The organism is Klebsiella sp. GG_Kp175, assembly GCF_040062325.1.
Lineage (GTDB): Bacteria > Pseudomonadota > Gammaproteobacteria > Enterobacterales > Enterobacteriaceae > Klebsiella > Klebsiella quasipneumoniae.
This window is the reverse complement of record NZ_JBEAFX010000017.1, coordinates 60,538-83,642: the sequence shown is the minus strand read 5'-3', so window position 1 is coordinate 83,642 and position 23,105 is coordinate 60,538. Positions and strand designations below refer to the sequence as shown.

Annotated in this window: 20 protein-coding genes and 1 tRNA gene; 14 read left to right on the top strand and 7 right to left on the bottom strand. The window is 56.5% G+C overall.

Annotation, left to right across the window (positions count from 1 at the left end):
- The first annotated feature begins 104 nt into the window (after nt 1-104).
- Nucleotides 105-180 (top strand) — tRNA-Trp (locus ABLU73_RS21065).
- Between the two features lie 109 nt (nt 181-289).
- On the opposite strand, the gene hdfR is transcribed toward ABLU73_RS21065, so the two are convergent.
- Entirely contained in the window at nt 290-1,111 is an 822-nt protein-coding gene (gene hdfR / locus ABLU73_RS21060; RefSeq protein ID WP_264924743.1) for an HTH-type transcriptional regulator HdfR, read from the bottom strand.
- 118 nt (nt 1,112-1,229) lie between these two features.
- Between hdfR and ABLU73_RS21055 the strand changes: the two genes are divergently transcribed.
- The gene (locus tag ABLU73_RS21055; protein ID WP_004886877.1) at nt 1,230-1,568 is read left to right on the top strand and encodes a DUF413 domain-containing protein; all 339 of its coding nucleotides are present in this window, start codon (nt 1,230-1,232) and stop codon (nt 1,566-1,568) included.
- 24 nt (nt 1,569-1,592) lie between these two features.
- Here the strand turns inward: ABLU73_RS21055 and ABLU73_RS21050 are convergent, their stop codons facing one another.
- Nucleotides 1,593-3,113 carry a YifB family Mg chelatase-like AAA ATPase gene (locus ABLU73_RS21050; RefSeq protein ID WP_101993721.1) on the bottom strand — a complete coding sequence of 507 codons (1,521 nt, stop codon included), beginning with the start codon at nt 3,111-3,113 and terminating at the stop codon, nt 1,593-1,595.
- Between the two features lie 354 nt (nt 3,114-3,467).
- Here ABLU73_RS21050 and ilvL point away from each other — a divergent pair, with 354 nt between their 5' ends.
- The 6 genes from ilvL to ilvA all read left to right on the top strand — a co-directional run bounded on the left by ilvL (nt 3,468) and on the right by ilvA (nt 10,011).
- Entirely contained in the window at nt 3,468-3,566 is a 99-nt protein-coding gene (gene ilvL, locus ABLU73_RS21045) for an ilv operon leader peptide (protein WP_001311244.1), read from the top strand.
- A gap of 140 nt (nt 3,567-3,706) precedes the next feature.
- Nucleotides 3,707-5,353, top strand: coding sequence for an acetolactate synthase 2 catalytic subunit (gene ilvG, locus ABLU73_RS21040; protein ID WP_004886873.1), 1,647 nt, complete (start codon nt 3,707-3,709; stop codon nt 5,351-5,353).
- Nucleotides 5,350-5,607, top strand: coding sequence for an acetolactate synthase 2 small subunit (ilvM, locus tag ABLU73_RS21035; RefSeq protein ID WP_004886870.1), 258 nt, complete (start codon nt 5,350-5,352; stop codon nt 5,605-5,607). Before ilvG ends, ilvM begins: the two co-directional genes overlap by 4 nt.
- Nucleotides 5,608-5,623: 16 nt before the next feature.
- Nucleotides 5,624-6,553 (top strand): branched-chain-amino-acid transaminase, encoded by a 930-nt coding sequence (gene ilvE / locus ABLU73_RS21030; RefSeq protein WP_002883171.1) that lies wholly within the window; start codon nt 5,624-5,626, stop codon nt 6,551-6,553.
- A gap of 60 nt (nt 6,554-6,613) precedes the next feature.
- Nucleotides 6,614-8,464: a dihydroxy-acid dehydratase gene (gene ilvD, locus ABLU73_RS21025; protein ID WP_114506520.1), complete on the top strand. Its 1,851-nt coding sequence runs from the start codon at nt 6,614-6,616 to the stop codon at nt 8,462-8,464.
- A 2-nt stretch (nt 8,465-8,466) separates the two neighbouring features.
- Nucleotides 8,467-10,011 carry a threonine ammonia-lyase, biosynthetic gene (gene ilvA, locus ABLU73_RS21020; RefSeq protein ID WP_017899412.1) on the top strand — a complete coding sequence of 515 codons (1,545 nt, stop codon included), beginning with the start codon at nt 8,467-8,469 and terminating at the stop codon, nt 10,009-10,011.
- Here the strand turns inward: ilvA and ilvY are convergent.
- Nucleotides 10,008-10,898: an HTH-type transcriptional activator IlvY gene (gene ilvY, locus ABLU73_RS21015; RefSeq protein WP_002883176.1), complete on the bottom strand. Its 891-nt coding sequence runs from the start codon at nt 10,896-10,898 to the stop codon at nt 10,008-10,010. The two genes, ilvA and ilvY, sit on opposite strands and share 4 nt — an antisense overlap.
- 152 nt (nt 10,899-11,050) lie before the next feature.
- On the opposite strand from ilvY, the gene ilvC reads away from it, so the two are divergent.
- Entirely contained in the window at nt 11,051-12,526 is a 1,476-nt protein-coding gene (gene ilvC, locus ABLU73_RS21010; protein WP_002883178.1) for a ketol-acid reductoisomerase, read from the top strand.
- Nucleotides 12,527-12,728: 202 nt separating this feature from the next.
- Here the strand turns inward: ilvC and ppiC (ABLU73_RS21005) are convergent, their stop codons facing one another.
- The gene (ppiC, locus tag ABLU73_RS21005) at nt 12,729-13,010 is read right to left on the bottom strand and encodes a peptidylprolyl isomerase PpiC (RefSeq protein ID WP_004886861.1); all 282 of its coding nucleotides are present in this window, start codon (nt 13,008-13,010) and stop codon (nt 12,729-12,731) included.
- A 50-nt stretch (nt 13,011-13,060) separates the two neighbouring features.
- Nucleotides 13,061-13,342 (bottom strand): peptidylprolyl isomerase PpiC, encoded by a 282-nt coding sequence (ppiC, locus tag ABLU73_RS21000; protein ID WP_004886860.1) that lies wholly within the window; start codon nt 13,340-13,342, stop codon nt 13,061-13,063.
- A 112-nt stretch (nt 13,343-13,454) separates the two neighbouring features.
- Here ppiC (ABLU73_RS21000) and rep point away from each other — a divergent pair, with 112 nt between their 5' ends.
- Nucleotides 13,455-15,479: a DNA helicase Rep gene (rep, locus tag ABLU73_RS20995; RefSeq protein ID WP_004886858.1), complete on the top strand. Its 2,025-nt coding sequence runs from the start codon at nt 13,455-13,457 to the stop codon at nt 15,477-15,479.
- Nucleotides 15,480-15,530: 51 nt separating this feature from the next.
- Here rep and gppA read toward each other — a convergent pair whose 3' ends face one another.
- Both gppA and rhlB read right to left on the bottom strand, forming a co-directional pair.
- Nucleotides 15,531-17,021, bottom strand: a complete 1,491-nt coding sequence (gppA, locus tag ABLU73_RS20990; RefSeq protein ID WP_023319439.1) for a guanosine-5'-triphosphate,3'-diphosphate diphosphatase — start codon at nt 17,019-17,021, stop codon at nt 15,531-15,533.
- Nucleotides 17,022-17,138: 117 nt separating this feature from the next.
- A complete protein-coding gene (rhlB, locus tag ABLU73_RS20985; RefSeq protein WP_002883222.1) occupies nt 17,139-18,404 on the bottom strand; it encodes an ATP-dependent RNA helicase RhlB in 1,266 nt (421 codons plus the stop codon).
- 342 nt (nt 18,405-18,746) lie between these two features.
- Here rhlB and trxA point away from each other — a divergent pair, with 342 nt between their 5' ends.
- From trxA to wzzE, 4 genes are all read left to right on the top strand, one after another.
- Complete coding sequence (gene trxA, locus ABLU73_RS20980) at nt 18,747-19,076, top strand: thioredoxin TrxA (protein ID WP_002883224.1); 330 nt, start codon at nt 18,747-18,749, stop codon at nt 19,074-19,076.
- Between the two features lie 332 nt (nt 19,077-19,408).
- Nucleotides 19,409-20,668 carry a transcription termination factor Rho gene (gene rho / locus ABLU73_RS20975; protein WP_002883293.1) on the top strand — a complete coding sequence of 420 codons (1,260 nt, stop codon included), beginning with the start codon at nt 19,409-19,411 and terminating at the stop codon, nt 20,666-20,668.
- A 240-nt stretch (nt 20,669-20,908) separates the two neighbouring features.
- Complete coding sequence (gene wecA / locus ABLU73_RS20970; RefSeq protein WP_004886849.1) at nt 20,909-22,012, top strand: UDP-N-acetylglucosamine--undecaprenyl-phosphate N-acetylglucosaminephosphotransferase; 1,104 nt, start codon at nt 20,909-20,911, stop codon at nt 22,010-22,012.
- Nucleotides 22,013-22,025: 13 nt separating this feature from the next.
- A complete protein-coding gene (gene wzzE / locus ABLU73_RS20965; protein WP_004886846.1) occupies nt 22,026-23,072 on the top strand; it encodes an ECA polysaccharide chain length modulation protein in 1,047 nt (348 codons plus the stop codon).
- Nucleotides 23,073-23,105: the final 33 nt, after the last annotated feature.

Genomic DNA, 23,105 nt, shown 5'->3' with positions numbered 1-23,105 from the left:
ACCTGCCTGTCACGCAGGGGGTCGCGGGTTCGAGTCCCGTCCGTTCCGCCACTTATTTAACATTAAGCCTGCTCAGATAGCAGGCTTAGTGGTAAGAAAGCTTTAGGGGCGTAGTTCAATTGGTAGAGCACCGGTCTCCAAAACCGGGTGTTGGGAGTTCGAGTCTCTCCGCCCCTGCCATTTATAAGAATCCTTTGCTCAGGCAAAGGATTTTTTTTTATCTCTACTATCCATCTGCAATATCCCTATTCAAAATACCTTGCTCCTCTCCGTCCATGGAGAGTACCGCTTATTCCAGGATAGGGCTTTTCAGGATCTCGTGGATCTGCGCCTGCTTATCGCTATTTTGTAACCAGATCGCATAGAGTGGGCGGGACAGCGTAGCGCTGTCCATGACCGTATGTAACCCATGCTTCTCTTTCGCCCAGCGAACAGGTAGCCAACAGCAGCCGCTCAGACGCGATAATTGCTGATAGATCAGTTCAGCTGAAGAGGTAGTGAGCAGCGGAACATCATCGCTTCCTATCAGACCCACTTCGTTTTGCTGAAAATCGGGCCCCCATTCAAGGCGCAAGTAGTTCAATTCATTTCTGTTTTTTGCAGGCGATGTGCAATACAGGGCAAGAGTAAAATTACCCAACAGCTGGCTGCTTAATTCATCCATCTTCGGCGATTCGGTGGTGATCAGCAGATCCAACTGGCGTTCGTGAAGCTGTTTAACCAGCGACTGCCGCTGCGCGATACGCGCTTCAAACTGGAGATTGTAAGGTGCGCTGTAGAGGGTGCCGAGCCAGTCGTTAAGCATGCATTCCCACAGCGAGGCGCTGGCCCCGATGGAGAATTCATTATGTCGCGAAGAGTGTGCGACCTCCTTGCGCGCAGCCTGCCAGGTATTCATTAGCGTTTCGGCGTAGGGCAGGAGCTTTTCTCCGGCGGTCGTCAGGCGAATGTTATTACGATGTCGGGTGAACAGGTTCACACCAAGTTGATTTTCCAGCTGACGAATACGAAAGCTGACCGCTGACTGCGTCAGGTAAAGCGCCTCTGCTGCTCGCCCAAAGTGACGAGTTCTGCTCACTTCCAGGAAAGTCTTGAGCAATTCCGTATCCACACCGTTCTCCACAAAATTATTTGTCGTGATGATTTAAATGTTTTGTTTGACGCTCTGTCAAGCGTAACTAATACTCCGCGCCATAAATAGCTCGGCCAAAGAATCAGGAGCGTGTAGGATGGCGGAAAGCTTTACGACGACTAATCGTTTTTTCGACAATAAAAATTATCCACGCGGGTTCTCCCGTCACGGTGATTTCACCATCAAAGAGGCGCAACTGCTGGAACGTCATGGTTATGCCTTTAACGAACTGGAACTGGGTAAACGCGAACCTGTTACCGATGATGAAAAACAGTTTGTCTCGGTGTGCCGTGGTGAGCGTGAGCCGGTAACGGAAGCAGAACGCGTATGGATTAAGTATATGGCGCGCATCAAGCGGCCGAAGCGTTTCCATACTCTTTCCGGCGGCAAACCGCAGATGGAAGGCGCTGACGATTACACCGAAAGCGATGACTAAGAAAAAAGGGCGTAAGCCCTTTTTTTACGCCATCATTTTCTGCAGATGGTTTAGCATCCGGTCTATCGCCCGATAGCTGAGCGCCTCCTGCAAATGACGGCGTTCAATCTCTTCAGCCTCTGCCAGATCGGCAATGGTTCTCGACACCTTTAACAGACGCTGCCAGGCTCGTATAGAGAGCCCCAGCTGCGTTAGCGTCTGTTCCAGCCAGACAGCGTCCTCCCGCCGTAAGTGGCAGCAGCTCTTCATTTCACGATTCTCAAGATGCGCATTGAGCTTATTTTGTCTGAGCATTTGCCGTTCGCGCGCCGCCAGCACCCGTTGTCGGACCGTTGCGCTAGACTCTTCGCCCTGCGTGCCCTGGCTCAGTATCCCTGGCGGCGGCAGCGGGATCTCTAAGGAGAGATCGAAGCGGTCAAGGAAGGGGCCTGACAGACGTCCCAGATAACGTAATGTCTGCTCAGGCGATGTACGATTATGTTTGCCCTGATAATGCCCTGTCGGGCTTGGGTTCATCGCCGCGATAAGCTGAAAGCGCGCCGGATAGTCAATTTTGGCGCGCGAGCGTGATATGTGGATCTTGCCTGACTCAATGGGTTCGCGCAGCGCATCCAGTACACGCCGCTCAAACTCCGGCAGCTCATCAAGAAACAGCACGCCATTATGGGCCAGGGAAATCTCACCGGGGACCGGTATCGAGCCGCCGCCCACCATCGCTGCCAGCGAGGCGCTATGATGAGGTGCGCGAAACGGCCTCTGACGCCACCGGGTCTTCGCGGTATGCAGATTGACCAGACTCTGAATGGCCGTGCTCTCCAGTGCTTCCTGATTGCTTAAGGGCGGCAGGAGACCGGGTAGCCGGCTGGCAAGCATGGTTTTCCCGGTGCCGGGTGGGCCGATCAGGAGCAGGTTGTGACCCCCGGCGGCCACAATCTCCAGCGCTCGCTTGCCCTGCTGCTGGCCGATAACATCGCGCAGATCTTCGCCGCGCTCATCAACAGAGGGTGCCTCGGCGAGAGGCGGCGAAAGCGATGTCTGCCCCGCGAGAAAAGCGCACACCTCCTGCAGATGGTCGGCGACCAGGCAATCGCTGCCGCCGATCAGGCCGACCTCAGCCGCATTATCAGAGGAGACGACGATGCGCCGGCCGGCTTTGATGGCCTCCATTGCGCTGGGGATCGCCCCTGGAACGCCGCGTAACCCACCTGTGAGGGCGAGTTCGCCCACAAACTCATATTGATTCAGTCGCGTCGTGTTGAGCTGCTCTGAGGCAACGAGAAGCGCGAGAGCGATAGGTAGATCGTATCGCCCGCCCTCTTTAGGCAGATCCGCTGGTGCCAGGTTAATGGTTATTTTCTTCGCAGGGAAAGCGTAGCCGCTGTTGATCAGGGCGCTGCGAACCCGGTCACGGGCCTCTTTCACGGTGGTCTCCGGCAGTCCGACCATAGTCAGGCCGGGCAGACCGTTGCTGAGATGAACCTCGACAGTAATCAATGGCGCTTCGATACCGAGCGCCGCGCGGGTATAGACGATGGCGAGCGACATAAAACCTCCTGGACCAGGCAGGATTATGGCTGACCTGTGTTAAAACGGGATCGGCAATAGTGAGAAGTTAGGACCATAAATCCATACTTTTCGCGCCATATCGTTACATTTAGCCGAAACTGGAACTTCGCTCGCAAAACAGAGCGGCGTTGGGAAGGAGGGCGTAAAAGAGCGCGGCAGGCGAGAGAAAACTGAGTTTTTTTCATCTTCGAATTTTTTCATATAAAACAATTATTTTTGCTGAAACTGTTAGGCTGCTCAGCAACAGAGATATAAAAAAATCTTGTGTTTTATGTGATGTCTGTGGTACCTCTTTAGGTATTCCTTCGAACAAGAAGCCAGAAAGTACAGAAAATGACAGCCCTTCTACGAGTGATTAGCCTGGTCGTGATTAGCGTGGTGGTGATTATTATCCCACCGTGCGGGGCTGCACTTGGACGAGGAAAGGCTTAATAATCAAGCCTTAACGAACTAAGACCCCCGCACCGAAAGGTCCGGGGGTTTTTTTATAACTGAAATAACCTAAGCGAGGAGCAGATGATGACTTTTAGCATAAAATTCTGTTTCTCCCGATTTATGACGGGGAACTAACTATGAATGGCGCGCAGTGGGTGGTACATGCTTTGCGGACACAGGGGGTCGACACCGTTTTTGGCTATCCGGGTGGCGCAATTATGCCGGTTTACGATGCACTGTATGACGGCGGCGTGGAGCACCTGCTGTGCCGGCATGAGCAAGGGGCAGCCATGGCGGCCATTGGTTATGCGCGAGCAACCGGTAAAACCGGGGTATGTATCGCGACTTCCGGCCCGGGCGCAACCAACCTGATCACCGGCCTGGCGGACGCTTTGCTTGACTCCATCCCCATTGTCGCTATCACCGGCCAGGTGGCCGCACCCTTCATCGGCACGGATGCGTTCCAGGAGGTAGACGTTCTCGGTTTGTCACTGGCCTGTACTAAGCACAGTTTCCTCGTGCAGTCTCTGGACGAGCTGCCGCGGGTCATTGCTGAAGCTTTCCAGGTGGCAAACTCAGGCCGTCCAGGCCCGGTGCTGGTTGATATCCCTAAGGATATTCAGATGGCGCAGGGCGATCTCGATCCCCATTTCTCTATGGTCGCCGATGAGATGGCATTCCCGCAGGCGGAAGTGGCTCAGGCTCTGCAGATGCTGGCTCAATCGCAGCAACCGATGCTGTATGTTGGCGGCGGGGTCGGCATGGCGCAGGCGGTACCGGCGCTGCGCGAATTCCTCGCAGTGACCCGGATGCCGGCGACCTGCACCCTGAAAGGGCTGGGCGTGGTGGACGCCGATTACCCGTATTATCTCGGCATGCTGGGAATGCACGGCACCAAGGCGGCCAATCTGGCGGTACAGGAGTGCGATCTGCTGATCGCTGTCGGCGCGCGCTTTGACGATCGCGTGACTGGCAAGCTCAACACCTTCGCGCCGCATGCCAAAGTGATCCATATGGACATCGATCCGGCGGAGCTGAACAAGCTGCGCCAGGCGCACATTGGTCTGACCGGCGATCTGAACCGCTTGCTGCCAGCGCTGCAGCAGCCGTTAGCGATCGATGGCTGGCGCGAGCGGAGTGCCGCACTGCGTGCCGATCACGCCTGGCGTTACGATCATCCCGGTGAGGCTATCTACGCGCCGCTGCTGCTGAAACAGCTTTCCGACCGCAAGCCGGCGGACAGCGTGGTGACAACCGACGTAGGCCAGCATCAGATGTGGTCGGCTCAGCATATGACCTATACCCGCCCGGAAAACTTCATCACCTCCAGCGGCTTAGGCACCATGGGCTTTGGCCTGCCGGCCGCCGTTGGCGCCCAGGTGGCGCGCCCTAACGATACGGTGATCTGTATCTCTGGTGACGGCTCCTTCATGATGAATGTGCAGGAGCTGGGCACCGTAAAACGCAAGCAGTTACCGCTGAAGATCGTATTACTCGACAACCAGCGGTTAGGGATGGTTCGACAATGGCAGCAGCTGTTTTTCCAGGAACGTTATAGCGAAACCACTCTGACTGATAACCCTGATTTCCTCACGCTGGCCAGCGCCTTCGGTATTCCTGGCCAACACATCACCCGTAAAGACCAGGTTGAAGCGGCACTCGACACCATGCTTTCGAGCCAGGGGCCATACCTGCTTCATGTCTCAATCGACGAACTTGAGAATGTCTGGCCGTTGGTGCCGCCCGGCGCCAGTAACTCTGAAATGCTGGAGAAATTATCATGATGCAACATCAGGTCGCTTTACAGGCACGTTTCAACCCGGAAACCTTAGAGCGCGTGCTGCGCGTTGTCCGTCACCGTGGTTTTCAAATCTGCGCAATGAACATGGAAACCGCAGCGGACGCACAGAACATAAATATCGAATTGACCGTTGCCAGCCCGCGGCCCGTCGAATTACTGTTTAGTCAATTAAGTAAACTGGTCGACGTTGCCTGCGTCGAGATCCAGCAACCCACATCACAACAAATCCGCGCCTGAGCGCAAAGGAAGAAAAATGACGACGAAAAAAGCTGATTACATCTGGTTCAATGGCGAGATGGTTCCGTGGGGCGAAGCGAAAGTTCATGTGATGTCCCATGCGCTGCACTATGGCACCTCGGTATTCGAAGGCATCCGTTGCTACGACTCGCACAAAGGCCCGGTGGTGTTCCGTCATCGCGAACATATGCAGCGTCTGCATGACTCAGCCAAAATTTATCGTTTCCCGGTCTCCCAGAGCGTCGACGAACTGATGGAAGCCTGCCGCGAAGTCATTCGCACTAATAATCTGACCAGCGCTTATATCCGCCCGCTGGTGTTTGTTGGCGATGTCGGCATGGGGGTAAACCCGCCTCCGGGTTACAACACTGACGTGATCATCGCGGCGTTCCCGTGGGGAGCCTACCTCGGCGCAGAAGCGCTGGAGCAGGGGATCGATGCCATGGTCTCTTCCTGGAACCGCGCGGCGCCGAACACCATCCCGACGGCGGCGAAAGCCGGCGGCAACTATCTCTCCTCGCTGCTGGTTGGCAGCGAAGCGCGTCGCCATGGCTACCAGGAAGGTATCGCCCTCGATGTTAACGGCTATATCTCTGAAGGCGCTGGCGAAAACCTGTTTGAAGTGAAGGACGGCGTGCTGTTCACTCCGCCGTTTACCTCTTCCGCGCTGCCGGGCATTACCCGCGACGCCATCATCAAGCTGGCGAAAGATCTCGGTATTGAAGTCCGCGAGCAGGTATTGTCCCGTGAATCCCTGTACCTGGCGGATGAAGTCTTCATGTCCGGCACCGCGGCGGAAATCACCCCGGTACGCAGCGTGGATGGCATCCAGGTCGGCGCAGGCCGTCGCGGTCCGGTCACCAAACGCATTCAGGAAGCCTTCTTTGGCCTCTTCACCGGTGAAACAGAAGATAAATGGGGCTGGTTGGATCCGGTAAGTAAGTAATTAAAAATGGGACGGCACGCACCGTCCCATTTAATAAACACAGATGGGAGTAAAAAGAGCATGCCTAAGTACCGTTCCGCCACCACCACACATGGCCGCAATATGGCGGGCGCCCGCGCGTTGTGGCGCGCAACCGGGATGACCGATGACGATTTCGGCAAACCGATTATCGCCGTCGTTAACTCCTTTACCCAGTTTGTTCCTGGGCACGTGCACCTGCGCGACCTCGGCAAACTGGTTGCCGAGCAGATTGAAGCCGCCGGTGGCGTGGCCAAAGAATTCAACACCATCGCAGTGGATGATGGGATCGCCATGGGCCACGGGGGTATGCTCTATTCACTGCCATCCCGCGAGCTGATCGCCGACTCGGTGGAGTACATGGTTAACGCCCATTGTGCGGATGCGATGGTCTGTATCTCCAACTGCGACAAAATCACCCCGGGGATGCTGATGGCTTCCCTGCGCCTGAACATTCCGGTGATCTTTGTGTCCGGCGGCCCAATGGAAGCCGGGAAAACCAAGCTGTCAGATAAAATCATCAAGCTCGACCTGGTGGATGCGATGATCCAGGGGGCGGATCCGAAAGTGTCCGACGAGCAGAGTAATCAGGTGGAACGGTCCGCCTGTCCGACCTGCGGCTCCTGTTCCGGGATGTTCACCGCCAACTCCATGAACTGCCTGACCGAAGCGCTGGGTCTGTCGCAGCCGGGTAACGGCTCTCTGCTGGCGACCCACGCCGATCGTAAGGAGCTGTTCCTTAACGCCGGGAAACGTATCGTTGAGCTGACCAAACGCTATTACGAGCAGGATGACGCTTCCGCGCTGCCGCGCAATATCGCCAGCAAGGCGGCCTTTGAGAACGCCATGACGCTGGATATCGCCATGGGCGGTTCCACCAACACCGTTCTGCACCTGCTGGCGGCGGCGCAGGAAGCTGAAATCGACTTCACCATGAGCGATATCGATAAGCTTTCCCGCAAAGTGCCGCAGCTGTGTAAGGTGGCGCCGAGCACGCAGAAATACCATATGGAAGATGTGCATCGCGCCGGCGGCGTGCTGGGCATTCTGGGCGAGCTGGACCGCGCCGGGCTGTTGAATCGCGAGGTCAAAAACGTTCTCGGCCTGACGCTGCCGCAGACCCTGGAACAGTACGATGTGATGGTGACCCAGGACGACGCGGTGAAAAAAATGTTCCGCGCCGGCCCGGCGGGCATCCGTACCACTCAGGCGTTCTCGCAAGACTGCCGCTGGGATACGCTGGATGACGATCGCGCCGAAGGCTGTATCCGTTCTCTGGAACACGCTTACAGCAAGGACGGCGGCCTGGCGGTGCTGTACGGCAATTTCGCGGAAAACGGCTGTATCGTGAAAACCGCCGGCGTGGACGACAGCATCCTGAAATTTACCGGTCCGGCGAAAGTGTATGAGAGCCAGGACGATGCGGTTGAGGCCATCCTCGGCGGTAAAGTCGTTGAAGGCGACGTCGTGGTGATCCGCTACGAAGGGCCGAAAGGCGGGCCGGGGATGCAGGAGATGCTTTACCCCACCAGCTTCCTGAAGTCGATGGGGCTGGGCAAAGCCTGCGCGCTGATCACTGATGGCCGTTTCTCCGGCGGCACCTCAGGGCTTTCTATCGGTCACGTCTCACCGGAAGCGGCGAGCGGCGGCAACATTGCGCTCATTGAAGATGGCGACATGATCGCGATTGATATTCCGAACCGCAGCATCCAGCTGCAGCTGAGCGATGCGGAAATTGCGGCGCGTCGTGAAGCCCAGGAAGCGCGTGGCGACCAGGCGTGGACGCCGAAGAATCGCCAGCGTCAAGTCTCCTTTGCCCTTCGCGCCTACGCCAGCCTGGCGACCAGCGCCGACAAAGGCGCGGTTCGCGATAAATCGAAACTGGGTGGCTAATCATGGCGGATTCACAACCCCTGTCCGGCGCCCCTGAGGGCGCCGAATACCTGAGAGCAGTGCTGCGCGCGCCGGTGTATGAAGCGGTGCAGAAAACGCCGCTGCAAAAAATGGACAAACTCTCTTCTCGCCTGGATAACGTTATTCTGGTGAAGCGCGAAGATCGCCAACCGGTACACAGCTTTAAGCTGCGCGGCGCCTACGCGATGATGTCCAGCCTGACCGCGGAACAGAAATCCCACGGGGTGATCACCGCCTCGGCGGGCAATCATGCCCAGGGCGTGGCGTTCTCCGCATCGCGGCTGGGCGTTAAGGCGCTGATCGTGATGCCGGTAGCGACCGCCGACATCAAAGTGGATGCCGTTCGCGGCTTTGGCGGCGAAGTGCTGCTGCATGGCGCCAACTTTGACGAAGCGAAGGCGAGGGCGATTGAGCTGGCGCAGCAGCAGGGCTTTACCTGGGTGCCGCCGTTCGATCACCCGATGGTCATCGCCGGTCAGGGAACCCTGGCGCTGGAGCTGCTGCAGCAGGATGCCCACATCGACCGCGTGTTCGTCCCGGTGGGCGGCGGCGGCCTGGCGGCAGGCGTGGCGGTGCTGATCAAGCAGCTGATGCCGCAGATTAAAGTGATCGCGGTGGAAGCGGAAGATTCGGCCTGCCTGAAGGCGGCGCTGGACGCCGGTCATCCGGTGGACCTGCCGCGCGTCGGCTTGTTTGCCGAAGGCGTGGCGGTCAAACGCATCGGCGATGAAACCTTCCGTCTGTGCCAGGAGTATCTGGACGACATCATCACCGTCGACAGCGACGCTATTTGCGCGGCGATGAAGGATCTGTTCGAAGATGTGCGGGCGGTGGCAGAGCCTTCCGGCGCGCTGGCGCTGGCGGGGATGAAGAAATATGTCGCTCAGCACAATATTCGCGGCGAGCGACTGGCTCACATCCTGTCCGGGGCCAACGTCAACTTCCACGGTCTGCGCTACGTGTCTGAGCGCTGCGAGCTCGGGGAACAGCGCGAAGCGCTGCTGGCGGTGACGATCCCGGAAGAGAAGGGCAGCTTTCTGAAGTTTTGCCAGCTACTGGGGGGCCGCTCGGTGACGGAGTTCAACTACCGCTTTGCCGATGCCAAAGACGCCTGTATTTTTGTCGGGGTACGCCTGAGTCGTGGCCTGGAAGAGCGCAAAGAGATCCTCCAGTTACTGAACGACGGCGGCTACAGCGTGGTGGATCTCTCTGATGATGAGATGGCTAAGCTGCATGTGCGCTATATGGTCGGCGGCCGGCCGTCAAAAGCGCTGCAGGAGCGGCTGTTCAGCTTCGAGTTTCCGGAATCGCCGGGGGCGCTGCTGAAATTCCTGCATACCCTTGGCACCCACTGGAATATTTCACTGTTCCACTACCGCAGCCACGGCACTGACTATGGTCGGGTACTGGCGGCCTTCGAGTTGGGCGAGCACGAGCCGGACTTTGAAACCCGTCTTAATGAACTGGGCTATGAGTGCCACGACGAAACGCATAACCCGGCATTCCGCTTTTTCCTCGCGGGTTAGTGGTTGGGAAGAATTTTCCAGAAAGCATCAATAAGCGGCTCATGCAGCCGCTTTTTTTGTGCGCAAACGCCCAGCTCAAACGGCGTTTGCTCATCGCTGCGCTCCAGGATCATCACCCTGTTGCGTACCGGCTCCGGACTGTTCTCCAGCACCACTTCCGGCAGCAGCGCCACGCCGCATCCCAGGGCGACCATCGACACCATCGCTTCGTGCCCGCCGACGGTGGCGTAGATCGACGGATTGCTGATTTTATGCCGCCGAAACCACAGCTCGATGCGCCGACGTACCGGCCCCTGGTCGGCCATGATAAAGGGCACTGTCGACCAGTCGGGGCGCTCGACGGTCACCTGGTTGCGCACCGGGCAGGGAAGGGCCGGGGCAATTAACACCACGGCGAGGTTCTCCAGCATCGAAAACGCCACCGACCCTGGCAGAGTCTCCGGCTTACCGGCAATCGCCAGGTCGGCTTCGCCGGTGACCACCTTCTCCATGGCGTCGGCGGCGTCGCCGGTCGACAGCTTGATCTCCACCGAGGGGTGCGCGGCGCGAAAGCGGTCGAGGATCGGCGGCAGATGGCTATAGGCGGCGGTGACGGAGCAGAAGATGTGCAACTCGCCGGAGAGCGAAGGGCCCTGCTGATCGATGACGTGACGAAGCTGCTGATACTGCAGTAAAGTCTGTTGGGCAAAGGTACGTAACTCTTCCCCGGCTTCGGTAAGGGTCACCGTGCGATTATCTCGCACGAACAGCGGCTGGCCGAGGTCCTCTTCCAGACGCTGGATCTGGCGCGAAAGCGTCGACGGGCTGACATGCATGGCCCGCGCGCTGCGGCCAAAATGGCGGCTTTCCGCCAGATGCAGAAAGGTTTTCAGATCGCGTAAATCCACGGCGCGTACTCCCCGGTTTTGTATTTCATAAAATGCAACGTGACGTTGTGAATATATCAATTTCCGCAATAAAATTCCTGTCATATAGTAAGTTCATTCTCGCAAAAGCGAACCGAACAATAAGCACGACACAACATCACGGAGTTACAGACATGGCTAACTACTTTAATACACTGAACCTGCGCCAGCAGCTGGCACAGCTGGGCAAATGCCGCTTTATGGCGCGCGACGAATTCGCCGATGGCGCAAGCTACCTTCAGGGTAAAAAAGTGGTCATCGTCGGCTGCGGCGCGCAGGGTCTGAACCAGGGTCTGAACATGCGTGACTCCGGCCTGGATATCTCCTATGCGCTGCGCAAAGAAGCGATCGCCGAGAAGCGCGCCTCCTGGCGTAAAGCGACCGAAAACGGTTTTAAAGTCGGCACTTATGAAGAGCTGATCCCACAGGCGGACCTGGTGGTTAACCTGACCCCGGACAAACAGCACTCTGACGTTGTGCGCTCCGTACAGCCGCTGATGAAAGACGGCGCGGCGCTGGGCTACTCCCACGGCTTCAACATCGTGGAAGTGGGCGAGCAGATCCGTAAAGACATCACCGTGGTGATGGTGGCGCCGAAGTGCCCGGGTACCGAAGTGCGTGAAGAGTACAAACGCGGTTTCGGCGTACCGACGCTTATCGCGGTACACCCGGAAAATGACCCGAAAGGCGAAGGCATGGCCATTGCGAAAGCATGGGCAGCGGCGACCGGCGGCCACCGTGCGGGCGTGCTGGAATCTTCCTTCGTTGCCGAAGTGAAATCTGACCTGATGGGCGAGCAGACCATCCTCTGCGGCATGCTGCAGGCGGGTTCTCTGCTGTGCTTCGACAAGCTGGTGGCGGAAGGTACCGACCCGGCGTATGCAGAAAAACTGATTCAGTTCGGCTGGGAAACCATCACCGAAGCGCTGAAGCAGGGCGGCATTACCCTGATGATGGATCGCCTCTCTAACCCGGCGAAACTGCGCGCTTATGCGCTCTCCGAGCAGCTGAAAGAGATTATGGCGCCGCTGTTCCAGAAACACATGGACGACATCATTTCCGGCGAATTCTCCTCCGGTATGATGGCGGACTGGGCGAACGACGATAAGAAACTGCTGACCTGGCGTGAAGAGACTGGTAAAACCGCGTTCGAAACCGCGCCGCAGTATGAAGGTAAAATCGGCGAGCAGGAGTACTTCGATAAAGGCGTTCTGATGATCGCGATGGTGAAAGCGGGCGTTGAGCTGGCCTTCGAAACCATGGTGGCCTCCGGCATCATCGAAGAGTCCGCGTACTATGAATCTCTGCACGAGTTGCCGCTGATCGCCAATACTATTGCCCGTAAGCGTCTGTACGAGATGAACGTGGTTATCTCTGATACCGCTGAATATGGTAACTACCTGTTCTCTTATGCTTGCGTACCGCTGCTGAAAGAGTTCATGACCACCCTGCAGACTGGCGACCTGGGTACGGCGATTGCCGAAGGCGCGGTAGACAACGCTCAGCTGCGTGATGTTAACGAAGCCATTCGCAGCCACGCTATTGAGCAGGTTGGTAAGAAACTGCGCGGTTATATGACCGATATGAAACGTATCGCGGTAGCCGGCTAATTCCTCGTCGTCTTTCGACTTGCCGATGCGTTGGCTACGGTACGTACACCCCAGTCACATAGTAATCTATGTTCACGGGGATGTACTTCCTTGCCGCCTTCCGGCAAGCCGAAATCCATAGAGGAATGGATTTGTTTAATAGGCCTGATAAGCGAAGCGCCATCAGGCAAAAACCCGGAGATTAAGATCCCCGGGTTTTTTATTATTTCCGGTACAGCACTTTGATGATGTGGTAGCCGAACTGGGTATGCAGCGGGCCGGTTGGCTCCAGCACCGGGCAGGAGAAAACCACTTTATCGAACGCCGGCACCATCTGGCCCTGGCGGAACTCACCTAAATCACCGCCGCGTTTGCCTGATGGGCAAATGGAGTGCTTCTTCGCCAGCTTACCGAAGTCGGCGCCGTTTTTAATCTGCTCCAGAAGATCCAGAGCCAGTTTCTCTTCTTTAACAAGAATATGCAGTGCTGCTGCTGTTTTTGCCATGATCGTGCCTTGAATAGGTTGAGATAAATCGGGGCGCAATATACCACGCGTCAGCGGCGATAAAGCACCTTAATGATATGGTAGCCAAATTTGGTTTTTACCGGACCGTAGGGCTTGAGAAGTGGGCAGCTAAAGACCGCCTGATCGAATGGGCCGACCATCGCGCCTTGCTGAAACTCCCCCAGATCGCCGCCGTTACGCCCGGACGGGCATTTCGAATAGCGCTTTGCCAGATGATCGAAGCTGATGCCGCGTTCCAGTTTGGCAAGGATCTCCTGGGCCAGTTTCTCTTCTTTGACCAGGATATGCAGGGCTGCTGCGGTCTTTTTCATGGTTCTGCTCTACGGGTTAATCGCGATTTCTTCACTTTACCATCAGTCGGTAAATCTCGGCTCCGCTTTCTGCTACAATCGCCACCCCGTTCGAAGATTGAGCAAGACTCCCATGCGTTTAAACCCTGGCCAACAACAAGCCGTCGAATTTGTAACCGGACCTTGCCTGGTGCTGGCGGGCGCCGGCTCCGGTAAGACCCGCGTGATCACCAATAAAATCGCCCACCTGATCCGCGGCTGCGGCTATCAGGCGCGCCATATCGCGGCCGTGACCTTTACCAACAAAGCCGCGCGCGAGATGAAAGAGCGCGTTGGGCAAACGCTGGGGCGCAAAGAGGCGCGCGGGCTGATGATTTCCACCTTCCACACTCTGGGGCTGGATATCATCAAGCGGGAATACGCCGCGCTGGGCATGAAGTCTAACTTCTCCTTATTCGACGATACTGACCAGGTGGCGCTGCTCAAAGAGCTGACCGAAGGGTTGATCGAAGATGACAAAGTGGTGCTCCAGCAGTTGATCTCGACGATCTCCAACTGGAAAAACGATCTGAAAACCCCGGCGCAGGCCGCCGCGGGTGCGAAAGGCGAACGGGATCGCATCTTCGCCCACTGCTATGGACTGTACGATGCGCATATGAAGGCCTGCAATGTCCTCGATTTTGACGATCTGATCCTGCTGCCGACGCTGCTGCTGCAGCGCAATGAGGAGGTGCGCGAACGCTGGCAGAATAAGATCCGCTACCTGCTGGTGGATGAGTATCAGGATACCAACACCAGCCAGTATGAGCTGGTGAAGCTGCTGGTGGGCCAGCGGGCGCGTTTTACAGTGGTAGGCGACGATGACCAGTCGATCTACTCGTGGCGCGGCGCGCGGCCACAGAACCTGGTGCTGCTCAGCCAGGACTTCCCGGCGCTGCAGGTTATCAAGCTTGAGCAGAACTATCGCTCCTCCGGGCGTATTCTGAAAGCCGCTAACATTCTGATCGCCAACAACCCGCACGTTTTTGAAAAGCGTCTGTTCTCCGAACTGGGATACGGCGCTGAGCTGAAAGTGCTCTCCGCCAACAATGAAGATCATGAAGCGGAGCGCGTGGCCGGGGAACTGATCGCCCACCACTTTATCAATAAAACCAATTACAAAGACTACGCGATCCTTTATCGCGGCAATCACCAGTCGCGGGTCTTTGAAAAGATGCTGATGCAGAACCGCATCCCGTACAAAATCTCCGGCGGCACGTCGTTCTTCTCGCGCCCGGAAATTAAAGATCTGCTGGCCTATCTGCGCGTGCTGACCAACCCGGACGACGACAGCGCCTTCCTGCGTATCGTCAACACGCCGAAGCGCGAGATCGGCCCGGCGACGCTGCAAAAGCTCGGTGAGTGGGCGATGGGCCGCAACAAAGGATTGTTCACCGCCAGCTTTGATATGGGTCTTAGCCAGACGCTGACCGGGCGCGGCTATGAATCACTCACCCGCTTCACCCACTGGCTGCGCGAGATCCAGCAACTGGCCGAACGCGAGCCGGTCAACGCCGTGCGCGACTTGATCCGCGGGATTGATTACGAATCCTGGTTGTATGAAACCTCGCCCAGCCCGAAAGCCGCGGAAATGCGCATGAAAAACGTCAACCAGCTGTTCACCTGGATGACCGAGATGCTGGAAGGCAGCGAAATCGATGAGCCGATGACCCTGACGCAGGTGGTCACCCGCTTTACGCTGCGCGACATGATGGAGCGCGGCGAATCGGATGAAGAGCTGGATCAGGTGCAGCTGATGACCCTCCATGCCTCAAAAGGGCTGGAGTTCCCGTATGTTTACCTGGTGGGCATGGAGGAGGGATTGCTCCCGCACCAGAGCAGCATTGATGAAGATAATGTCGATGAAGAGCGCCGGTTAGCCTACGTGGGCATCACCCGCGCGCAGAAAGAGCTGACCTTTACGCTCTGTAAGGAGCGCCGGCAGTATGGTGAGGTGGTGCGCCCGGAACCGAGCCGTTTTCTGCTGGAGCTACCCCAGGACGATCTGATTTGGGAGCAGGCGCGCAAAGTGATTACCGCTGAAGAGCGAATGCATAAAGGACAGGCTAACGTGGCGAACATTCGCGCCATGCTGGCAAAAGCTAAAGAGAAAGGATAGCGATAAGCTGGCCGGGTAAGGCGAAGCCGCCGCCCGGCAATGTTCAGCGTATTACTTCACCTCAAGCACCCAGTGCACATAGCTCTGCCACTGGCATTCCTGTTCGATCAGCTCAGCCCCAAGCGGGTGATTATCCAGCCAGTTTTCCGGCAGCGTCAGGGACAGTTTTTCATCATCGGCCACAAGATTGATGGCGGGCAGCAAATCGTCACGCCGCCGGCTGGCAAAGAGGATCGCCAGTCGCAGCAGGCGACAAAGATGTTCGGCAACTCGCGGCGGGACGGCATTCTGCTGATGAAGCGATGAGAGGTCGATGGCGTTAGTCTGGTTAAGCAGCAGCGTCGCAATCAGCTTCTTCTGCGCCGGGGTAAAGCCGGGCAGGTCGAGATTATTGACCAGATAGGCCGCGTGCTGCGGCGCGCGCTTAAAATCCACGCTCAGGCCAATTTCATGCAATGCACAGGCGCTGAGGAGCAAGTCGCGGCTTAGCGGATCCAGCTCCCAGCTGCCGTCCAGCTGGCTGAGCAGGTGGCTGGCGAGACCAGCGACGCGCTGGGCCTGTTCGGTGTCGATCATAAAACGACGCTGAATATTACGCAGAGTGCGGCTGCGGATGTCCTGTTCAACGGAGAGATGCAGCATGCCGTACACCAGACCTTCACGTAACGCGCCGCCCGCGAGGGTCATACACTGAATATTCAGTTCGCTGAAGATAGCGATAAGGATCGCCAGCCCGCTTGGAAACACCAGCGCTCGCTCAAGGGTTAAGCCTTCGATCTCCAGCTCTTCCAGGCGTCCGCACTGAATGGCGCGCTGTTTAAGCTGCTGGAGTTTGGTCAGGGTGATCCGCTCATCCATCCCCTGCGCCATCATAATTTCCTGCAGAGCCTGAACGGTGCCGGAGGCGCCAACGCACACTTTCCATCCGTGATAGCGCAGCACATCGGCGACGGGCAGCAGCACCTCACGCGCGGCCGCCTCGGCAAGATCGAAATTTTCTTTCGTCAGGCTGCGATCGGCGAAATAGCGTTCAAGCCAGGTCACACAGCCCATCGACAGGCTAAATAGCGAGGTCGTTTGCGCGCCGGTTCCGGTCACCAGTTCGGTGCTGGCGCCGCCGATATCGACCACCAGACGCTGATCGGCGCCGCCGGTGGTGTGGGCGACCCCCTGATAAATCAGACGCGCTTCTTCTTCGCCACTAATGACCTGTACCGGACTGCCGAGGATCTCCTGCGCTTTCGCCAGAAATTCGCCGGCATTGACGGCAAGACGCAGCGTGGCGGTGGCCACGACGCGGATTTGCGCCGGCGGAATATCCTGCAGGCGTTCGGCAAACAGGCGTAAGCACTGCCAGCCGCGCTCCATCGCTTCTGCGGAGAGCGTGTTGTCGCTATTCAGGCCGGCGGCAAGACGGACTTTGCGCTTAATGCGGCTCAGCGTCTGGATACTGCCAGCCACCTCGCGCACCACCAACATATGAAAACTGTTGGAGCCCAAATCAATGGCGGCATACAGCGAGGTGGAGCTCATGCTCTTCATCGTTCAGAAGGCTCCCTGGTCGACGGGGCGCTTGTGCCCAATCCGTGTAACTGAGCGGGTTGCCGGGGAAGCGCGCCCTGGCACATTCTGAATGATTGAGCGTATAGCATAGATTTCTTAACCTGAACGACGACGATTGCGCGGTGGACCGTTGCGGCGCGGGCCGTTGCCTGGGCGAGCACGGGTCAGGCGCAGCGGCTTCGGCAGATCGGTCATCAGCGCGTCCGGGTTGTACTTGCTGACCGGAATTGAGTGACCAATATAGGTTTCGATAGCCGGCAGGTTCAGCGCATACTCTTCGCAGGCGAGGCTGATGGAGTGACCGCTGGCGCCAGCGCGACCGGTACGGCCAATGCGGTGAACGTAATCTTCGCAATCGTCTGGTAGATCGTAGTTAAAGACGTGGGTCACGGCCGGAATGTGCAAGCCACGAGCGGCAACGTCAGTCGCGACCAGGATATCGAGGTCGCCGCGGGTAAATTCTTCGAGAATACGCAGACGTTTTTTCTGCGCCACGTCGCCGGTCAGCAGACCTACGCGATGGCCGTCGGCGGCGAGATGGCCCCAGATATCTTCACAACGATGCTTGGTATTGGCGAAGACGATGGCGCGATCGGGCCACTCTTCTTCCAGCAGCGTCTGCAGCAGGCGCATTTTTTCTTCGTTGGACGGGTAGAAGAGCTCTTCTTTAATACGGTGGCCCGTTTTCTGTTCCGGCTCGACTTCAACGTACTCGGCGTTGTTCATTTGTTCGAACGCCAGTTCGCGTACGCGATAGGAAAGGGTCGCGGAGAACAGCATGTTCAGACGCTGAGTGGCCGGCGGCATGCGGCGGAACAGCCAGCGGATATCTTTAATAAAGCCGAGATCGTACATGCGATCGGCTTCGTCCAGCACGACGACCTGTATGGCGCCGAGGTTAATGTGGTTTTGCTTCGCGTAATCGATCAGACGACCGGTGGTGCCGATCAGAATGTCGACGCCGCTTTCCAGCACTTTCAGCTGCTTATCGTAGCCGTCGCCGCCGTAAGCCAGACCCAGCTTCAGACCGGTGGCCTGCGCCAGCGGTTCAGCGTCCGCGTGGATCTGTACCGCCAGTTCACGCGTCGGCGCCATAATCAGCGCGCGCGGCTGGTTTACCTGGCGATCGGCGATAGCCGGGTGAGAGAGAAGATAATGAAACGTCGACGTCAGGAACGCCATCGTTTTACCGGTACCGGTTTGCGCCTGCCCGGCGACATCGCGGCCTTCCAGCGTCAGCGGAAGGGCGAGGGCCTGAATAGGTGTGCAATTATGAAACCCTTTCTTTTCAAGGGCTTCAATGACTGCCGGGTGCAGGGCGAAGTCGGAAAACTTCTGTTCTGTTAAATGTGTTTTGCTCATAGTGTGGTAGAATATCAGCTAACTATTGCATTAAGAAAGCGTATCCGGTGAAATAACGTCAACCTTTCGTTGGCGGTGTGCGAAATTATTCAAGGTACGTCTACGGTAACTGAACGAATCCAGGATAGCTTAGACCACTAAGCGAGTCGGGAGCGATAAATCTGCAGCATGCAGTTCGCGTTCGGGCAACCCTGGCGTCAAAAGGTGGGTCCATGATGGATCACGCCAGTTGGCAGACCAGAGAATTGAGGTATCCTGAAGAATAGCGTGCATAACGTAGCTGCAGCGCGTCGTTGATGGCTACGACACCAACACACCAGGCTTATTCCTGTGGAGTTAAATATGAGCGATAAAATTATTCACCTGACTGACGACAGTTTTGACACGGACGTACTCAAGGCTGACGGGCTGACCCTCGTCGATTTCTGGGCAGAGTGGTGTGGTCCGTGCAAAATGATCGCCCCGATTCTGGATGAGATCGCTGAAGAGTATCAGGGCAAACTGACCGTAGCTAAGCTGAACATCGACCAGAACCCGGGTACCGCGCCGAAGTACGGCATTCGCGGCATCCCAACCCTGCTGCTGTTCAAAAACGGCGAAGTGGCGGCCACCAAAGTTGGCGCCCTGTCCAAGGGTCAGCTGAAAGAGTTCCTCGACGCCAACCTGGCGTAAGCGAATTGCTGTTCCGGCGTCCAGATTCCTATTTTTTGCGGAACTCTGGACGCCCGGCTGGAGTCGTGCTAAGTTAATCCACAGACTTCGTTTTAAACATACCTTGTTTGAATCTTGTTTTACCCGAAGCATCCCGCAAAAAAATGCGCGTGAAGCTATTAATTCCGGGCTTTTCACTCATTCCGTCTAGTCGTTTCAGTTCTGCGTTCTTTCCTGTGACCAGGCAACGTACAGACACGAGATGAAGGCCGTTAACAGGCATGGAAGTTCCTGCCATACCATTCACAACATTAAGTTCGAGATTTACCCCGAGTTTAAGAACCCACACCACTATGAATCTTACCGAATTAAAGAATACGCCGGTTTCTGAGCTGATTACTCTCGGCGAAAATATGGGGCTGGAAAATCTGGCTCGTATGCGTAAGCAGGATATTATTTTTGCCATCCTCAAGCAGCATTCGAAGAGTGGCGAAGATATCTTTGGCGACGGCGTACTGGAGATACTGCAGGATGGATTTGGATTCCTCCGCTCCGCAGACAGCTCCTACCTCGCCGGCCCTGACGACATCTACGTATCCCCCAGCCAAATCCGCCGTTTCAACCTCCGCACTGGTGACACCATTTCCGGTAAGATTCGTCCTCCGAAAGAGGGTGAGCGTTACTTTGCGCTGCTGAAAGTTAACGAAGTTAACTACGACAAGCCGGAAAACGCCCGTAACAAGATCCTGTTCGAGAACTTAACGCCGCTGCACGCGAATTCTCGTCTGCGTATGGAGCGTGGTAACGGTTCTACCGAAGACTTAACCGCTCGCGTACTGGATCTGGCTTCCCCGATTGGCCGCGGCCAGCGTGGTCTGATCGTCGCGCCGCCGAAAGCCGGTAAAACCATGCTGCTGCAGAACATCGCGCAGAGCATCGCTTACAACCATCCGGACTGCGTGCTGATGGTGCTGCTGATCGACGAACGTCCGGAAGAAGTGACCGAGATGCAGCGTCTGGTCAAAGGTGAAGTCGTTGCTTCCACCTTCGACGAACCGGCATCCCGTCACGTTCAGGTTGCTGAGATGGTTATCGAGAAAGCGAAACGTCTGGTTGAACACAAGAAAGACGTTATCATCCTGCTCGACTCCATTACCCGTCTGGCGCGCGCCTACAACACCGTGGTCCCGGCTTCCGGTAAAGTGCTGACCGGTGGTGTGGACGCTAACGCCCTGCACCGTCCGAAGCGTTTCTTCGGCGCAGCGCGTAACGTTGAAGAGGGCGGTAGCCTGACCATCATCGCCACGGCGCTGATCGACACTGGCTCCAAAATGGATGAAGTTATCTACGAAGAGTTTAAAGGCACCGGTAACATGGAGCTGCACCTCTCTCGTAAGATTGCTGAAAAACGCGTCTTCCCGGCTATCGATTACAACCGTTCCGGTACGCGTAAAGAAGAGCTGCTCACCACTCAGGAAGAGCTGCAGAAAATGTGGATCCTGCGCAAAATTATCCATCCGATGGGTGAGATCGACGCGATGGAATTCCTCATTAATAAACTGGCAATGACTAAGACGAATGATGACTTCTTCGATATGATGAAGCGCTCGTAAGGTAAAAAAAGCCAGAAACGCCACGCCTTTGCGTGGCGTTTTCATTTTGGGATTTGTATGATCCAGAGACAGAGAAAGCGGGACGAAAGTTGTCGTATAATGGCGCCGGACAGCAGGCGGAGACAGCTTTAACAGACTAAAATCTATACAATAAATTTGTAATGTTCTGCTTTTCCCCTTCTGGAGTTGGGGCATCATCGCTATACTTCCCGGATTAACTATGCTGAGAGCACATGCGTTGTGAATTTACTCACTGCTATTACTGAATTAATCAGTATTTTCTTATTCACGACCCTCTTTATTTTTGTCGCGCGGAAAGTGGCAAAAAAGATTGGGTTAGTGGATAAACCAAACTATCGCAAACGGCATCAGGGGTTGATTCCGTTGGTCGGTGGTATCTCAGTTTATGCAGGCATCTGTTTTACCTTCGCTATCGCCGATTATTATATTCCTCACGCCTCGCTGTATCTGGCCTGTGCGGGGGTATTGGTGCTGGTTGGTGCGCTGGACGATCGCTTTGACATCAGCGTGAAAATTCGCGCGGTCATTCAGGCCGCGATCGCCGTGATTATGATGATGGCAGGGAATCTGCATCTGAGTAGTCTGGGCTTTATTTTTGGCTCGTGGGAGCTGGTGCTGGGGCCCTTCGGCTTCTTCCTTACTCTGTTTGCCGTCTGGGCCGCCATCAATGCGTTTAATATGGTCGATGGGATTGACGGTCTGCTCGGCGGCCTGTCATCGGTCTCCTTTGCGGCGACCGGGATCATCCTTTGGTTTGATGGCCAGTACAGCCTGGCGATGTGGTGTTTTGCGATGATCGCCGCCATTCTGCCCTATATTCTTCTTAATCTTGGCGCCCTCGGCCGCCGCTATAAAGTTTTTATGGGTGACGCCGGCAGCACCATGATTGGCTTCACCATCATCTGGATCCTGCTGGAAACCACCCAAGGTAAAACGCATCCCATCAGCCCGGTCACTGCGCTGTGGATTATCGCTATCCCGTTGATGGATATGGTGGCGATTATGTATCGCCGCCTGCGTAAAGGCATGAGTCCTTTCTCACCGGACCGGCAGCATATTCATCATTTGATCATGCGCGCCGGGTTTACTTCCCGCCAGGCGTTCGTCCTGATTACCCTGGCCGCTGCCCTGCTGGCGCTGGTTGGCGTCGCGGCGGAATATACCCGCATTGTGCCGGAATGGGTGATGTTAATTCTCTTTTTGGTGGCCTTCTTCCTTTATGGCTACTGTATTAAGCGCGCCTGGAAAGTGGCGCGTCTGGTTAAGCGCATCAGACGCAGAATTCGGCGACACAGCGGCAATAATCCGAAACTAACCAAGTAAAGCTGGGGATGTGATGACTCAACCATTACCGGGAGCACAAGCAGTGAACGTTGAGAATGAGCTGGATATTCGCGGGCTGTTTCGCGCTTTATGGGCAGGAAAAGGCTGGATAGTCGGCGGCGCTGTTCTCTTCGCCGCTATCGTGTTGGTGTACACCTTCTTTGCTCGCCAGGAGTGGAGCGCCACGGCGATCACCGATCGGCCTACTGTCAACATGTTGGGGGGGTACTATTCCCAGCAGCAGTTCTTACGCAATCTGGATATCAAAGCCGACCTGGCCTCGGTGGATCAGCCTTCCGCCATGGATGAAGCGTATAAAGAGTTCATCATGCAGCTGGCCTCCTGGGACACCCGGCGTGATTTCTGGCTGCAAACGGACTACTACAAGCAGCGCCAGTCGGGTAATGCTCGCGCCGATGCGGCGATGCTGGATGATTTGATTAACAATATCCAGTTTATGCCCGGCGATGCGGCCAAGAGCGTCAATGACAGCGTCAAACTGACTGCCGAGACTGGGCAGGATGCCAATAATTTGCTGCGCCAGTATGTGGCTTTCGCCAGCCAGCGGGCGGCCGGCCATCTTAACGACGAACTCAAAGGCGCCTGGGCGGCGCGGACGGTGCAAATGAAGGCGCAGGTGAAGCGCCAGGAGGAGGTGGCCGAGGCTATTTTCAACCGCCGGACCCACAGCGTGGAGCAAGCGCTGAAGGTCGCTCAGCAGCATAACATCTCACGCAGCGAAACGGATGTTCCTGCCGATCAGTTGCCGGATTCAGAGCTATTTTTATTGGGCAGGCCGATGCTGCAGGCCAGACTGGAAAACCTGCAGGCCGTCGGACCGGAATATGACCTCGATTACGACCAGAATCGCGCCATGCTGAGCACGTTGAACGTCGGTCCAACGTTGGACCCGCGTTTTCAGACTTACCGGTATTTGCGAACGCCGGAAGAACCTGTAAAACGCGATAGCCCGCGCCGTGTATTTCTGATGGTGATGTGGGGGATTGTGGGTGCGCTCATCGGCGCAGGCGTGGCGTTATCGCGTCGTCGTGTCCTGTGATTGCGGCCTGTGGTGAAGGGCAGATGACCTTCA